The organism is Vibrio sp. 1288 (assembly GCF_033344475.1).
Genome location: NZ_JAWPOX010000851.1, coordinates 1 through 583 on the forward strand (window position 1 = coordinate 1; position 583 = coordinate 583).

1 protein-coding gene is annotated in these 583 nt (G+C 47.2%); it reads left to right on the forward strand.

What is annotated here, in order from left to right; translation table 11 throughout:
• Positions 1-479 (forward strand): Card1-like endonuclease domain-containing protein (locus R8O11_RS29720; RefSeq protein ID WP_318195191.1); only part of this gene is annotated, 479 nt, incomplete at its 5' end.
• Between the last annotated feature and the right edge of the window lie 104 nt (positions 480-583).

The window sequence follows — 583 nt, forward strand, 5'->3', positions numbered from 1 at the left end:
TCGCGACTTACGAAAATGGCATTTTGACCTTCGCGAACGAAGACGCACGTCGATTCTCTAACGGCGAATGGTTGGAGACTCTGGTTCACAGCACTGTGAAGCAAATCCAAGACACTATGCCAACGATTCAAGATCGCTCTTTGAATGTTCAGGTATATCGTAAGCTGGGTGAAAGTGAAGTACGTAACGAGCTGGACGTAGCAACGGTTGTAAATAACAAGCTGCACATCATTGAGTGTAAAACGAAAGGCATGCGCGATGATGGTGACGATACGCTGTACAAACTGGAATCTTTGCGTGACCTGCTAGGCGGTCTACAAGCACGCGCTATGCTGGTGAGCTTCCGCCCTCTTCGTCACAATGATATTACTCGTGCAGAGGATCTTGGCCTTGCGCTTATCGGCCCTGAAGAGCTGAAAGATCTCAAAACGCATCTTGCAAAATGGTTTGAAGCCGCTGGCGGTTCTGACGAAATTTAGTCGCCCCCCTAAAACACGAAAGCAGCTCACTGGAGCTGCTTTTTTAATGCCTGTTTTTAGTGCCTATCCTAGCTTCAATCACTTTGCGTTTTAGAATCTAGAAA